General features: G+C 64.8%; 14 protein-coding genes. All 14 read left to right on the forward strand.

Features of this window, described 5'->3' with window-relative positions:
* Positions 1–16: 16 nt before the first annotated feature.
* The 14 genes from mnmG to glmU all read left to right on the forward strand — a co-directional run bounded on the left by mnmG (position 17) and on the right by glmU (position 12,839).
* Positions 17–1,912, forward strand: coding sequence for a tRNA uridine-5-carboxymethylaminomethyl(34) synthesis enzyme MnmG (mnmG, locus tag ACNSTU_RS08550; RefSeq protein ID WP_290635513.1), 1,896 nt, complete (start codon positions 17–19; stop codon positions 1,910–1,912).
* The gene (gene rsmG, locus ACNSTU_RS08555; RefSeq protein WP_418212262.1) at positions 1,909–2,577 is read left to right on the forward strand and encodes a 16S rRNA (guanine(527)-N(7))-methyltransferase RsmG; all 669 of its coding nucleotides are present in this window, start codon (positions 1,909–1,911) and stop codon (positions 2,575–2,577) included. The genes mnmG and rsmG overlap by 4 nt, the downstream gene beginning before the upstream one ends.
* Positions 2,570–3,352 (forward strand): ParA family protein, encoded by a 783-nt coding sequence (locus ACNSTU_RS08560; RefSeq protein WP_290635509.1) that lies wholly within the window; start codon positions 2,570–2,572, stop codon positions 3,350–3,352. Before rsmG ends, ACNSTU_RS08560 begins: the two co-directional genes overlap by 8 nt.
* Before the next feature lie 17 nt (positions 3,353–3,369).
* Positions 3,370–4,230 carry a ParB/RepB/Spo0J family partition protein gene (locus ACNSTU_RS08565; RefSeq protein ID WP_290635507.1) on the forward strand — a complete coding sequence of 287 codons (861 nt, stop codon included), beginning with the start codon at positions 3,370–3,372 and terminating at the stop codon, positions 4,228–4,230.
* 200 nt (positions 4,231–4,430) lie between these two features.
* Positions 4,431–4,793 carry an ATP synthase subunit I gene (locus ACNSTU_RS08570; RefSeq protein WP_290635505.1) on the forward strand — a complete coding sequence of 121 codons (363 nt, stop codon included), beginning with the start codon at positions 4,431–4,433 and terminating at the stop codon, positions 4,791–4,793.
* Between the two features lie 16 nt (positions 4,794–4,809).
* Entirely contained in the window at positions 4,810–5,634 is an 825-nt protein-coding gene (atpB, locus tag ACNSTU_RS08575; RefSeq protein ID WP_290635503.1) for a F0F1 ATP synthase subunit A, read from the forward strand.
* A gap of 51 nt (positions 5,635–5,685) precedes the next feature.
* Positions 5,686–5,973 carry a F0F1 ATP synthase subunit C gene (gene atpE, locus ACNSTU_RS08580; protein ID WP_091644757.1) on the forward strand — a complete coding sequence of 96 codons (288 nt, stop codon included), beginning with the start codon at positions 5,686–5,688 and terminating at the stop codon, positions 5,971–5,973.
* 46 nt (positions 5,974–6,019) lie between these two features.
* Entirely contained in the window at positions 6,020–6,490 is a 471-nt protein-coding gene (locus tag ACNSTU_RS08585) for a F0F1 ATP synthase subunit B (protein WP_290635500.1), read from the forward strand.
* A 10-nt stretch (positions 6,491–6,500) separates the two neighbouring features.
* Positions 6,501–7,040, forward strand: a complete 540-nt coding sequence (locus ACNSTU_RS08590) for a F0F1 ATP synthase subunit delta (RefSeq protein WP_290635498.1) — start codon at positions 6,501–6,503, stop codon at positions 7,038–7,040.
* A gap of 13 nt (positions 7,041–7,053) precedes the next feature.
* Positions 7,054–8,595, forward strand: a complete 1,542-nt coding sequence (gene atpA, locus ACNSTU_RS08595) for a F0F1 ATP synthase subunit alpha (protein WP_290635496.1) — start codon at positions 7,054–7,056, stop codon at positions 8,593–8,595.
* An 18-nt stretch (positions 8,596–8,613) separates the two neighbouring features.
* Positions 8,614–9,483: a F0F1 ATP synthase subunit gamma gene (atpG, locus tag ACNSTU_RS08600; RefSeq protein WP_290635494.1), complete on the forward strand. Its 870-nt coding sequence runs from the start codon at positions 8,614–8,616 to the stop codon at positions 9,481–9,483.
* Between the two features lie 57 nt (positions 9,484–9,540).
* Positions 9,541–10,917 (forward strand): F0F1 ATP synthase subunit beta, encoded by a 1,377-nt coding sequence (atpD, locus tag ACNSTU_RS08605; protein ID WP_290635492.1) that lies wholly within the window; start codon positions 9,541–9,543, stop codon positions 10,915–10,917.
* A 21-nt stretch (positions 10,918–10,938) separates the two neighbouring features.
* Positions 10,939–11,364: a F0F1 ATP synthase subunit epsilon gene (locus tag ACNSTU_RS08610; RefSeq protein WP_091644747.1), complete on the forward strand. Its 426-nt coding sequence runs from the start codon at positions 10,939–10,941 to the stop codon at positions 11,362–11,364.
* A 104-nt stretch (positions 11,365–11,468) separates the two neighbouring features.
* Positions 11,469–12,839, forward strand: a complete 1,371-nt coding sequence (glmU, locus tag ACNSTU_RS08615; RefSeq protein ID WP_290635488.1) for a bifunctional UDP-N-acetylglucosamine diphosphorylase/glucosamine-1-phosphate N-acetyltransferase GlmU — start codon at positions 11,469–11,471, stop codon at positions 12,837–12,839.
* Positions 12,840–12,879: the final 40 nt, after the last annotated feature.

Below are 12,879 nucleotides of genomic sequence, written 5' to 3' on the forward strand. Positions count from 1 at the left end.
CCGGGAGGTCGCACCTTTGGATTATCCGGATCGTTTCGACGTGATCGTGGTTGGCGGTGGTCACGCCGGCACCGAGGCGGCGCTCGCCTCGGCGCGGACAGGTGCGCGCACGCTGCTGCTCACCCACAACATCGAGACCATCGGCCAGATGAGCTGCAACCCCGCCATCGGCGGTATCGGCAAGGGCCATCTCATGCGCGAAGTGGACGCGCTGGGCGGCGCGATGGCGCGCGCCACCGACCGGGGCGGCATCCAGTTCCGTACGCTCAACGCCCGCAAGGGGCCAGCGGTGCGCGCCACCCGCGCCCAGGCGGACCGCGCCCTCTACAAGGCCGCCATCCGCGCGGCCGTGGAGAACCAGCCCGGCCTCACCGTATTCCAGCAGGGCGTGGATGACCTGCTGCTGGATGACGACCGCGTTCACGGTGTGGTGACGCAGATGGGTCTGCGTTTCCACGCGCCTGCCGTTGTGCTTACCGTGGGGACGTTTCTCGGCGGGCAGATCCACATCGGCCAGGAGAACTTCCAGGGCGGCCGCGCCGGCGACCCGCCGGCCAATGCGCTGGCGCAGAAGCTGCGCGCCCGCCCGTTCCGGGTCGGCCGTCTGAAGACGGGCACGCCGCCGCGCCTCGACGGCAAGACCATCGACTTCTCGCGCCTGTCGGAGCAGCCCGGTGACGATCCGACGCCGGTGGCGTCGTTCATGGGGTCCCGCGCCGAGCATCCGCAACAGGTCAGCTGCTGGATCACCCACACCAATGAAACCACCCATGACCTGATCCGCGACGCGCTCCATCGCTCCCCCATGTACTCGGGCGAAATCGATGGCGTGGGTCCGCGGTACTGCCCGTCCGTGGAAGACAAGGTGGTGCGCTTCGCCGACAAGACCTCCCATCAGATCTTTCTCGAACCGGAAGGTCTGGACACCCACGAGGTGTATCCCAACGGCATCTCCACGAGTCTGCCGTTCGACGTGCAGCTGGCGCTGGTGCGCTCCTGCGTCGGACTGGAACACGCGCACATCACCCGGCCCGGGTATGCCATCGAGTACGACTACTTCGATCCGCGTGACCTCCGGCCCAGCCTGGAGACGCATTACGTGGGCGGGCTGTACTTTGCCGGGCAGATCAACGGCACCACCGGGTATGAAGAGGCGGCGGCCCAGGGGCTGGTCGCGGGACTCAACGCCGCCCGCGCCGTTCGCGACCAGGCGCCCTGGACACCTGGCCGTGATGAGGCGTACATCGGTGTGCTCATTGATGATCTCATCACCCGTGGCACGCAGGAGCCCTACCGCATGTTCACCAGTCGGGCGGAATACCGGCTGCTGCTGCGGGAAGACAATGCCGACCTCCGGCTGACTCCCGTTGGCCGGGAGCTGGGCCTTGTGGATGACCGGCGCTGGGATGCCTTCCAGCGCAAGCGCGATGCCATTGCCGCCGAACAACAGCGGCTGGCCACCACCCTGCTGCGACCGGCCGATGTTGACCCGGCCGTCGCGCAGCGTGTGCTTGGCGGCCCGCTCAAGCGTGAGCAGCATCTCGATGCCGTCCTGCGTCGGCCGGAAGTGGACTATGCAGGGCTGACGGCACTGACCGGAGACGCCGGCGTGGCGGACCCCGCGGTGGCCGAGCAGATCGAGATTCAGGCGAAGTACGCCGGCTATCTGGACCGTCAGCGCGATGAGATCGAGCGCGCGCAGCGCTTCGAACACCTGACCATACCGGACGACGTGGACTTCAATGCCGTCGCCGGGCTGTCCAGCGAGGTACGCCAGAAACTGCTCGATCACCGGCCGGGTACCATTGGCCAGGCGTCGCGCATCCAGGGTGTTACGCCGGCGGCGGTGTCACTGCTGCTGGTTCACCTCCGCCGCGGCGACGACCCGGCGCAGGTCCGTCGGCGCGCATGACGGAGGCGTTCCCGAGGGCGGCGGTCACGCGTGCCGTGGCCGACGGCGTCAAGCGTCTGGGGCTGTCGGCCACGGCGCCCGTGGAGCCGTTGGTCGACTATCTGGCGTTGTTGAGCCGCTGGAACCGGGCTTTCAATCTGTCGGCAGTCAGGGATCCGTTCGAGATGGTGCCCCGGCACCTTCTGGACAGCCTGGCGACCCTTCCCTATCTTGAAGGATCGCGACTGCTGGATGTGGGCTCGGGGGCCGGGCTGCCGGGAATTCCGCTGGCGCTCTGCCGACCGGACCTGCAGGTGACTCTGCTCGACACCAACGGCAAGAAGACGCGGTTTCTGCGTCAGGCCGCGCTGGAACTGGCTCTGAATCGGGTTACCGTCGTTCAGGAGCGGATTGAACGCTGGTCCACGGACTCCGTTTTTGACACGGTAACAGCACGCGCTTTCGCGCGATTGGACCATTTCGTCCAGGGGGCAGGCCGGATCGTGGCACCGCACGGCCTGATCCTGGCAATGAAGGGGCACTTCGACGGCGACGTCGAGACCGCGGAGATGCCGCCGGGCTGGCGGTTCGAGGTCGAGCCGTTGGAAGTCCCGGGGCTGGATGCCGCGCGCTGCGTCGTTCGTATCCGCCGTCAGAAAGTCAAAAGCGGAGAAACCGATGGGTAGAATCATTGCCATCGCCAACCAGAAAGGCGGGGTCGGCAAGACCACCACATGTGTGAATCTGGCGGCCGCGCTCGCCATGAACCGCCAGCGCGTGCTGGTCGTTGACCTGGATCCGCAGGGCAACGCTACGGTCGGCGCCGGCATCGACCGCAATGAGGTGGCGGTCAGCGGCTACCACGTGTTGATGGACGAACGCTCCGTGCGGGACGCGCTCATTGAAGCGCCGGAAGGCGGCTTCCATGTGGTGCCGGGCAACAGTGATCTAACGGCGGCGGAAGTGCGTCTGATGGAGTCCGAGGGGCGGGAGCAGCACCTGCGCCGCCAGCTCGCCCGGATTCGCGACGACTTCGACTACATCCTGATCGACTGCCCGCCGTCGCTGAACATCCTCACCGTCAACGCCCTGGTGGCAGCGCACGGCGTGCTGATCCCGATCCAGTGCGAATACTATGCCCTAGAAGGGCTGACGGCGCTGCTGGACACCATTCGTCGCGTTCAGCAGCAGGCCAACAACGAACTCGTGATCCAGGGGCTGTTGCGCACCATGTTCGATCCCCGTAACAATCTTGCCAACCAGGTTGGGGCGCAGCTGATGCAGCATTTTCCCAAGCAGGTCTACAGCACGTTGATCCCGCGGAATATCCGCCTCGCGGAGGCCCCCAGCCACGGGCTTTCCGCAATTCACTACGACCGGTATTCCCGGGGGTCGCTGGCCTATATGGCACTGGCCAGCGAGATCATCCGCAAGGACATGACGGCGGCGGCCACCGCCTGAACGGACAGAGGCTCTCAATGAGCGCGAAGAAACGAGGACTCGGACGCGGCCTGGACGCATTGCTGGGGGCAGCCGACGAGATCGCCAGCGACGACCACGGCGATCTGCGTCGGCTCCCCGTGGAATGGCTGGAGCGCGGACAGTACCAGCCCCGACGGGAGATGGATCCGACCGCCCTGCAGGAGTTGGCGGATTCCATTAGCGCCCAGGGCGTCATCCAGCCTCTGGTGGTGCGCCCCATCGACGATGACCGCTACGAGATCATCGCCGGCGAGCGCCGTTGGCGTGCCGCCCAGCTGGCAGGGCTGAGCGAGGTGCCGGCCATCGTCCGGGAAATCCCGGATGAAGTCGCCGTGGCGGTGGCGCTGATCGAGAATATCCAGCGTGAAGACCTCAACCCGCTGGAAGAGGCGGTGGCCCTGCGGCGGCTGGTCGAAGAGTTTGGCATGACCCACCAGGCCGTTTCGGAGGCCGTGGGGCGTTCCCGTGCCTCGGTGAGCAACCTCCTGCGGCTCCTCGATCTCAGCCCCGAGGTTCGCGAGCGGGTTCAGCGTGGCGAACTGGAGATGGGCCATGCCCGCGCCCTGGCCGCATTGCCCGTGGCCGACCAGAACGCCATCGCCGCGCGCGTGGTTGCCAAGGACCTGTCGGTACGGGCGACGGAAGCCCTCGTTCGCAAGGCGCTGGAGGGCAGCAAGCAGGACGCCTCGCAGCGCAAGCAAGCCGTGGACCCGGACATTCGTCGCCTGCAGGATGACCTCGCCGACCGCCTTGGCGCCAGCGTGTCCATCCAGCAGGGACGCCAGGGCAAGGGCAAACTCGTCATCCAGTACGGCAGCCTCGACGAGCTCGACGGCATCATCGAGCGCATCCGTTGACCCGCCAGAGGCGGCGTTGACCCCCCGGGGGGGAGTCATTATACTCCGCGGCTCAAGTGACACCGTGCGGCCAGCCAATGGCGGTGCGCGGTGCCGACACAACCGTATCGTGATGGCACAGCAAATGGCGTCCGGACCGATTACCCACCGGCAGCGCGCCTGCTGCAGGAGCAGGCGAAGCGCCCCCGGCCCGGTGCGTCATGAGCGCTAGGAATGCCGCCCGTACCGTAATCATCGGGCAAGGTGCGGTGACTCTGATCAGCGGCGCCGTCTGGGGCATGTTCCGGGGCGGTGAAGCAGGGATGGCTGCTATCGCTGGAGGTGTTGTGGCCATACTTCCGGCCCTCTACCTCGCGGTCAAAGTGTTTTCGGTGCCGGCGGATGCTGAACCAAAGCGAATCGTCGGCGCGTTTTATCGGGGGGAAGTGCTCAAGTTCGGCCTGACCGTGGTGCTGTTTGCCATCGCACTGCAGGTGTTCGCTTCGGCTTTTGCTCCCCTGATTACGACCTACATTCTGGCCATACTCGTCTACTGGCTCGCGCTGAGAGCCGGCGCGGGCTGAACAGTGGTGAACAACGATGAGCGATAATTCTTCGGGCGTCACGGGCTATATCGAGCACCACCTTACGCACTGGCAGATCGGCGAAGGGTTCTGGTCGCTGCACCTGGACAGCCTCCTTGTGTCCATCCTGCTTGGCGGGCTCTTTCTCCTCTTCTTCGGGATGGTGTCGCGCCGTGCGACCGCTGGTGTCCCCGGCCCGCTACAGAATTTCGTGGAGATGATGGTCGAATTCATCGACGGCATCAGCAAGGACACCTTCCACGGCAAGAACTCCCTCGTCGCACCCATGGCCCTGACCATCTTCGTCTGGGTCTTTCTCATGAACTTCATGGATCTCATTCCCATCGATCTGGTGCCCGACACCATGGGCGCGCTCGGCTGGGATTACTTCAAGGTCCTGCCGGTGGTGAACCTCAATATCACCTTCGGCCTGTCGCTGTCCGTTCTGGCGCTGATCATCGGCTTCAGCCTCTACTACAAGGGGCTCGGCGGCTTCATCAAGGAACTGCTGTTCCACCCGTTCGGCCCGTGGCTGATGCCGTTCAACCTGGTGCTGAACATCGTCGAGCTGCTGGCGAAGCCCATCTCCCTGTCGCTGCGGTTGTTCGGCAACCTCTACGCGGCGGAGCTAATCTTCATCCTGATCGCCACCCTGACCCTCGGCTTCGGTACGGCCTGGGGTGAGATGCTCACCAGTGTTAGTGGTCTCATGCTGTTCGCCGGGCAAACCATTCTTGCCTCGATCTGGGCCATCTTCCACATCCTGGTGGTTCCGCTGCAGGCATTTATCTTTATGATGCTCAGTGTCGTCTATCTCAGTATGGCGGCCGAGGATCACTAAGCGTTCACCGATTTCACTTTACGTATCTGTCATACGACTCGGAGGTAGACAATGGAACTCGCAGAACTCATTGCCGACGTGCAGGGCATGACCGTCATCGCCGTCGCCATCATCCTCTCCGCCGGCGCCCTCGGCACCGCCCTCGGCTTCGCCATCATGGGTGGCAAGTTCCTCGAGAGCATTGCCCGGCAGCCCGAACTCGCCGCCATGCTGCAGGGCCGCATGTTCCTGCTGGCCGGTCTGCTCGACGCCATCTCCATGATCGGTGTGGGTCTGTCCCTGTTCTTCATCTTCGCCAACCCGTTCGTCGGTGCTATTGAAGCCGCGGCTGGCGCGTAACGCTGGTTGCGTCTAATTCATAGGTACACCCACGGGAGGTGATGGCATGGATATCAATGCCACGCTCTTAGGCCAGATGATCGCCTTCGGGGTGTTCGTCTGGGTCACGATGAAGTTCGTCTGGCCGAATCTCGCCACGGCCATGAAGGAACGGCAGGAAAAGATCAACGATGGTCTTGCCGCGTCCGAACGTGGTCGTGAAGAGCTCGAAAAGGCCGAAGCCAAGCAGGCGGAAATCCTGAAGGAAGCCCGTCAGCAGGCCAGCGACATCCTTGAGCAGGCCAACAAGCGCTCCAACGAGATCATCGAGGAAGCGCGCGAAACGGCTCGCAGCGAGGGTGAACGCCAGCTGGCGCAGGCGCAGGCCCAGATCGAGCAGGAGATCAACCAGGCCAAGACCGAACTCCGGGATCAGGTTGTAACCCTGGCCGTCACTGGCGCCAGCCGTGTGCTGGAGCGCGAGGTGGACGCCAAGGCGCACAACGACCTGCTCCAGGACCTGGCGAAACAGCTCTGAGGCGATATCGATGGCTGCCGACTTCAACACCATCGCACGGCCCTACGCTCAAGCGGTGTTCAAGCTCGCCCGTGAAAAGGGCGAGCTGGCCAAGTGGTCCGACACGCTCGGCCTGCTCGCCGCCGTGGCCAGTGATGAACGGGTTCATCCGTTGCTGGCCAGTCCCCGGCTGTCGCCCGATCAGGCGAATGCACTGATCCGGGATATCTGCGGCGAACACTTGGACGACGCCGGGCAGAATCTCGTGCGGCTGCTTGCGGAAAAGGGCCGGCTCATCGCGCTGGCCCCGCTCGCGGAGCAGTACGAGGCGCTGCGCGCCGAGGAAGAGGGGACGCTGGAGGCGACCATCGTCTCGGCACAGCCTGTGGACGACAAGCTCCAGGCCGAGCTGGAGGCTTCCCTGGGCAAGCGCCTCAAGCGGAAAGTTCACCTCACCAGCGAGATCGACGACCGCCTCATGGGCGGCGCGATCATTCGGGCAGGGGATCTGGTAATCGATGGTTCGGTGCGCGGCCGCCTGACACGCCTGGCGACGGCCCTGAACCGGTAAGGGGATAACTCCTATGCAACTCAAAGCTTCGGAAATCAGCGATCTCATCAAGCAGCGCATCGAGAACTTCGATGCCGTCGCCGAAGCCCGGAATGAAGGCACCGCCGTGTCCGTACAGGACGGTATCGTGCGTGTCGCGGGGCTGGCGGACGTCATGCAGGGCGAAATGCTCGAGTTCCCTAACGAGACCTACGGCATGGCGCTCAACCTCGAGCGTGACTCCGTGGGTGTCGTGATTCTCGGTGACTACCGCCACATCTCGGAAGGCGACCCGGTCAAGTGCACCGGCCGCATTCTGGAAGTGCCGGTGGGCGATGCCCTCAAGGGCCGCGTCGTAGACCCGTTGGGCAACCCGATCGACGGCAAGGGCCCGGTGGAAACCACCCAGAGTGAGCCCATCGAGAAGGTCGCCCCCGGCGTCATCGCACGTCAGAGCGTCGACCAGCCGGTGCAGACCGGCCTCAAGGCCATCGACTCCATGGTGCCCATCGGTCGCGGCCAGCGCGAGCTGATCATCGGTGACCGTCAGACCGGCAAGACCGCCGTCGCCGTCGACGCGATCATCAACCAGAAAGGCACCGGCGTTACCTGCATCTACGTTGCGATTGGTCAGAAGAACTCCTCCATCGCCAGCGTCGTACGCAAGCTGGAAGAGCATGGCGCGATGGAGCACACCATCATCGTTGCCGCGGCCGCGTCCCAGTCCGCCGCGCTGCAGTACATCGCCCCCTACGCCGGTTGCGCAATGGGCGAGTACTTCCGCGACAAGGGCGAAGACGCCCTGATCGTGTACGACGATCTGACCAAGCAGGCGTGGGCCTACCGTCAGGTTTCACTGCTGCTGCGCCGGCCCCCGGGGCGTGAAGCCTATCCCGGTGACGTGTTCTACCTCCACTCCCGGCTGCTGGAGCGCGCGGCACGGGTCAATGCCGACTTCGTCGAGCAGCAGACGGGCGGCAAAGTCACCGGCAAGACGGGCTCGCTGACCGCGTTGCCGATCATCGAGACGCAGGCCGGCGACGTCTCCGCGTTCGTGCCGACCAACGTGATCTCCATCACCGACGGTCAGATCTTCCTGGAGTCCGACCTGTTCAACTCGGGCGTGCGTCCGGCCATCAACGCCGGTATCTCCGTCTCCCGTGTGGGTGGGTCTGCCCAGACCAAGATCATCAAGAAGTTCGGCGGCGGTATTCGCCTCGCCCTGGCCCAGTACCGTGAGCTGGCGGCATTTGCGCAGTTCGCATCCGATCTGGACGAAGCGACCCGGCAGCAGCTGGAGCGTGGTCAGGTCGTGATGGAGCTGATGAAGCAGAAGCAGTACAGCCCGCTGCCCGTCGCGGAGATGGCGCTGTCCCTGTATGCGGTCAATGAAGGCTATCTGGACGATCTGGATCTGAAGGAAATCGGTAGCTTCGAGTCGGCCCTGCATGGCCATATGCGCTCCAACTACCCCGATCTCTGCAAGACCATTAACGAGACCGGCGATTTCAATGACGAGATCGAGGGTCAGCTCAAGACGCTGATCTCCGAGTTCAAGTCGCAGGGTTCCTGGTAAGCCAAGCGAGGTCCGCCGATGTCCGGCGCTAAAGAGATACGTACCAAGATCAAGAGCGTGCAGAACACGCAGAAGATCACCGGCGCGATGGAGATGGTCGCGGCCAGCAAGATGCGTTCTGCGCAGGGGCGGATGGAAGCCTCGCGGCCTTACGCCGAGAAGATCCGCAACGTGGTCAGCCACCTGGCACACGCACAGCCGGAGTACCGGCACCCGTTCATGTCGGAACGGGAAGTGAAACGGGTGGGTTTCATCGTCGTGACCTCGGACCGGGGGCTGTGCGGCGGGCTGAACAGCAATCTGTTCCGCAAGCTCATCCCCGAGCTCCGCAAGTGCGAGGAGCGGGGCGTCGAGGTGGACCTCTGTGCCGTCGGCAACAAGGGCGCCCAGTTCCTGCGGCGCCTGAGCGGCAACCTGGTGGCCCAGGTGACACACCTTGGTGATACGCCGCACATCGCCGATCTGCTCGGGACCATCAAGGTGATGCTGGACGGGTTCCGTAACGGCGAGCTCGATCAGGTCTGTCTTGTCTACAACGAGTTCGTGAACACCATGACGCAGACGCCGCAGGTGGAGACCCTCCTGCCGCTGCCCGCTCTGACTGATCCCGTGCTCGACGAGCAACCCTACAGCTGGGACTACATCTACGAGCCCGACGCCGAGCACGTTCTGGATGAACTGCTGCAGCGGTACGTGGAATCGATGGTGTATCAGGCGGTGGTCGAGAACATTGCCAGCGAGCAGGCGGCGCGGATGGTTGCGATGAAGTCTGCATCCGATAACGCGGAGAACGTGATCGAGGACTTGCAGCTCGTCTACAACAAGGCGCGTCAGGCGGCCATTACCACGGAGCTCACGGAGATCGTCTCCGGTGCCGCGGCCGTCTAGGCCGGCGATCAGGATGCCCGTGCCGTTTTCAAGAATCGTTTTTAGAGGAACTGGGGTATGAGCTCAGGAAAAATTGTCCAGATCATCGGCGCCGTGGTGGATATCGAATTCCCTCGTGACGCCGTGCCCAATGTCTACGACGCCCTGACGGTCAACGAAGTTGACCTGGTGATGGAAGTCCAGCAGCAGACCGGCGACGGTGTCGTGCGGTGTATCGCCATGGGGAGCACCGACGGGCTGAAGCGCGGGCTGGAAGTCTCCAACACCGGCAAGGCTATCTCCGTGCCGGTCGGCCAGAAGACACTGGGCCGCATCATGGACGTGCTGGGTCGCCCCATCGACGAAAAGGGCGATATCGGCAACGACGAGACCTGGGGCATCCACCGCAACGCCCCGGCCTATGACGAACAGTCCGCCAGCGCGGAACTGCTGGAGACCGGCATCAAGGTCATCGACCTGATCTGCCCCTTCGCCAAGGGCGGCAAGGTCGGCCTGTTCGGCGGCGCTGGCGTGGGCAAGACCGTCAACATGATGGAGCTCATCCGCAACATCGCCATCGAGCACTCGGGCTACTCGGTATTCGCCGGTGTCGGTGAGCGGACCCGTGAGGGTAACGACTTCTACCACGAAATGACCGAGTCCAACGTGCTGGACAAGGTGGCGCTGGTGTACGGCCAGATGAACGAGCCGCCGGGCAACCGCCTGCGCGTTGCGCTTACCGGCCTGACCATGGCGGAGTACTTCCGTGATGAAGGCCGCGACGTGCTGCTGTTCATCGACAACATCTACCGCTACACGCTGGCCGGGCAGGAAGTCTCCGCGCTGCTCGGGCGTATGCCGTCTGCGGTGGGGTACCAGCCGACGCTGGCCGAGGAAATGGGCGTTCTGCAGGAGCGCATCACCTCCACCAAGACCGGTTCCATCACCTCGATCCAGGCCGTGTACGTGCCTGCCGACGACCTGACCGACCCGTCCCCGGCCACGACCTTCGCTCACCTGGACGCCACCGTGGTGCTGTCCCGTGACATCGCCTCCCTGGGTATTTACCCGGCGGTGGACCCGCTGGACTCCACCAGCCGCCAGCTGGATCCGCTGGTCATCGGGGACGATCACTACGACACCGCCCGCGCGGTGCAGGGGACGCTGCAGCGGTACAAGGAGCTCAAGGACATCATCGCCATCCTGGGCATGGACGAGCTCTCGGAAGAGGACAAGCTCACCGTGTCCCGGGCGCGCAAGATCCAGCGCTTCCTGTCGCAGCCGTTCTTCGTGGCGGAGGTGTTCACCGGCTCCCCCGGTAAGTACGTCTCCCTCAAGGAGACGATCCGCGGCTTCAAGGGGATCGTTGACGGCGAGTACGACGAACTGCCCGAGCAGGCCTTCTACATGGTTGGCACGATCGACGAAGCCGTCGAGAAGGCGAAGAACCTGTAACTCTGTCGCATAGGTGCCCTAATGGCCAATACCATGCAACTGGACATCGTCAGCGCGGAAGAAGCCGTGTTTGCCGGTGAAGTCGAGTTCCTGGCGGCGCGAGCCACCGAAGGGGAGCTCGGCATCATGCCGCGACACGCGCCGCTGATGGCGCAGCTCCAGCCCGGTGAAGTCCGCGTGCGCATGCCCGGCGGCGATGAGCAGTTCTTCTACGTCTCCGGCGGCATGCTGGAGATTCAGCCGCACGTCGTCACCATACTCGCCGACACCGCTGTGCGCGCGAAGGATATCGACGAAGCGGAGGCGGAGCAGGCGAAACGCCGCGCCGAGGAAGCCCTGCGCGACCGCAGTTCGGAAGTGGACTATGCACGGGCCCAGACCGAGCTCGCCGCAGCTGCGGCGCAGCTGCGGGCGTTGCAGAGTCTGCGCCGTAAGCGGGGTAGCTGACTGCGACCGCGATCGTGGTCGACCGCGCGTTGTGACAGCCGCCGCCCCGAAAGCCGGGAGCGGCGGCTTTTTTTCGTTGGGAGCCCGTCCAGAGAGCTACGCCCATGTCCGATCCACGCCCTCCTCTCCACGTTGTGATCCTTGCCGCAGGTCAGGGAACGCGGATGCGCTCTGCGCTACCGAAGGTGCTGCACCCCCTGGCCGGGCGGCCGATGCTGCGCCACGTCGTCGACGCCGCCATGGCGCTGGAGCCCGCCGCGGTGCACGTGGTCCACGGCCATGGCGGCGCCCGGGTCCGTGAGGCCCTGGGCGACACGGATCTGTGCTGGGTCGAGCAGGCGGAGCAGCTCGGCACCGGGCACGCGGTCCAGCAGGCCATGCCCGGGATCGGCGACGATGCCGTGGTCCTGGTCCTGTATGGTGATGTGCCCCTGGTGCGGGCGGAAACCATGGAAGCGTTAGTGGCGGCCGCGGCGCATGGCCCGGCGGTGCTTACGGTCGAACTCGATGACCCCGCCGGATACGGGCGCGTGATAAGGGATGCCGAGGGGTTCGTCGAGCGCATCGTCGAGCACAAGGACGCGCGCCCGGAAGAACGCGCCCTGACGGAGACCAATACCGGTTTGATGGCCGCGCCCGCCGCCGCCCTGCGGGATTGGCTCGGCCGCTGCGGTAACGATAACGCTCAGGGTGAGTACTACCTGACGGATTGCGTTGCACTGGCGCGCGCAGACGGCGTGCGGGTGACTGCGGCGCAGGCTGCCGATCCGGCCGAAGTGGCCGGGGTCAACGACCGCGTGCAGCTGCAGGCGGCGGAGCGTGCGTACCAGTGCCGGGTGGCCGATACGGTACTGCGTCAGGGGCTCGGTCTGGCCGACGGCAGCCGGTTCGATCTGCGCGGTATACTGCGGTTCGGCCAGGACTGTGTCGTGGATGTCGGCGTCGTCATGGAGGGCTCGGTGACACTGGGCGACAACGTCCGCATCGGCCCTTATGTCTGCCTTCGCGATGTCACCATTGAGAGCGGGGCGGTGATCGAGAGCCACAGCGTGCTGGAAGGGGCGCACGTCGGCCGTGATGGCCGTGTGGGCCCGTTCGCTCGTCTGCGCCCCGGTGCTGAGCTCGGGGCCGCGGCGCGGGTGGGCAATTTCGTCGAGATCAAGAAGGCCGTGATCGGACCCGGGAGCAAGGTCAATCACCTGAGCTACATCGGCGACGCCCGCCTCGGCAGTAACGTGAACGTTGGTGCCGGCACCATCACCTGCAACTACGACGGCGCCAGCAAGCACCATACAGAGATCGGTGATCGTGCGTTCATCGGCTCCGGGACACAGCTTGTGGCGCCGGTGTCGGTCGCGCCTGGCTCCGTCCTTGGTGCGGGAACAACGCTGACCCGGGATACGGAGGCGGACAGCCTGACCGTCACCCGTGCACCGGCGCGCAGCGTGTCCGGCTGGGCCCGGCGGCGGCGCTGATGCGCCCACTGTTGACGCGTCCGGTGCGGGGCCCAATGAT

The sequence above is a fragment of the Aquisalimonas sp. APHAB1-3 genome, from assembly GCF_048323695.1.
Lineage (GTDB): Bacteria > Pseudomonadota > Gammaproteobacteria > Nitrococcales > Aquisalimonadaceae > Aquisalimonas.

What these genes read in the sequence shown, in the direction of transcription:
- atpA (WP_290635496.1), top strand. Translation starts at nt 7,054, where the DNA reads ATGCAACTCAAAGCTTCGGAAATCAGCGATCTCATCAAGCAGCGCATC.
- atpD (WP_290635492.1), top strand. Translation starts at nt 9,541, where the DNA reads ATGAGCTCAGGAAAAATTGTCCAGATCATCGGCGCCGTGGTGGATATC.
- atpE (WP_091644757.1), top strand. Translation starts at nt 5,686, where the DNA reads ATGGAACTCGCAGAACTCATTGCCGACGTGCAGGGCATGACCGTCATC.
- atpB (WP_290635503.1), top strand. Translation starts at nt 4,810, where the DNA reads ATGAGCGATAATTCTTCGGGCGTCACGGGCTATATCGAGCACCACCTT.
- rsmG (WP_418212262.1), top strand. Translation starts at nt 1,909, where the DNA reads ATGACGGAGGCGTTCCCGAGGGCGGCGGTCACGCGTGCCGTGGCCGAC.
- ACNSTU_RS08585 (WP_290635500.1), top strand. Translation starts at nt 6,020, where the DNA reads ATGGATATCAATGCCACGCTCTTAGGCCAGATGATCGCCTTCGGGGTG.
- glmU (WP_290635488.1), top strand. Translation starts at nt 11,469, where the DNA reads ATGTCCGATCCACGCCCTCCTCTCCACGTTGTGATCCTTGCCGCAGGT.
- ACNSTU_RS08565 (WP_290635507.1), top strand. Translation starts at nt 3,370, where the DNA reads ATGAGCGCGAAGAAACGAGGACTCGGACGCGGCCTGGACGCATTGCTG.
- ACNSTU_RS08590 (WP_290635498.1), top strand. Translation starts at nt 6,501, where the DNA reads ATGGCTGCCGACTTCAACACCATCGCACGGCCCTACGCTCAAGCGGTG.
- atpG (WP_290635494.1), top strand. Translation starts at nt 8,614, where the DNA reads ATGTCCGGCGCTAAAGAGATACGTACCAAGATCAAGAGCGTGCAGAAC.
- ACNSTU_RS08610 (WP_091644747.1), top strand. Translation starts at nt 10,939, where the DNA reads ATGGCCAATACCATGCAACTGGACATCGTCAGCGCGGAAGAAGCCGTG.
- ACNSTU_RS08570 (WP_290635505.1), top strand. Translation starts at nt 4,431, where the DNA reads ATGAGCGCTAGGAATGCCGCCCGTACCGTAATCATCGGGCAAGGTGCG.
- ACNSTU_RS08560 (WP_290635509.1), top strand. Translation starts at nt 2,570, where the DNA reads ATGGGTAGAATCATTGCCATCGCCAACCAGAAAGGCGGGGTCGGCAAG.